Here is a 289-nt window from a genome sequence, read left to right on the forward strand (position 1 = left end):
ACCGACATCGCAGACAGCGCCTACGGCGCCAGCGATGACGAGGCGGAGGAGGTGGTGTCTGCCTCGGCGACGAAGCTGGCCAGCCTGACCGTGAAGTCGAGCGGAAGCGGCGGCTTGGTGATGGTGCGCAGCGGCGTGCAGAAGGCCTGGGACGAAATGGAAGCCCGGTTCCACGGTGAGGGCACGCAGGGCCTGGTGCCGAAGTGGAGCAGCGTGCGCCGCAAGATCCCGTACCTGGAGCCGACCGACCTGATGGTGCTGGGCGCCCGCCCGGCCATGGGCAAGACCG

General features: G+C 69.2%; 1 protein-coding gene. It reads left to right on the forward strand.

Going from position 1 to position 289, the window contains the following annotated elements:
- A partial coding sequence (locus tag EN850_RS36800) for a hypothetical protein (RefSeq protein ID WP_189591362.1) occupies positions 1 to 289 on the forward strand: 289 nt, incomplete at both ends.

The sequence above is a fragment of the Mesorhizobium sp. M8A.F.Ca.ET.207.01.1.1 genome, from assembly GCF_004794715.1.
Taxonomy (GTDB): Bacteria; Pseudomonadota; Alphaproteobacteria; order Rhizobiales; family Rhizobiaceae; genus Mesorhizobium.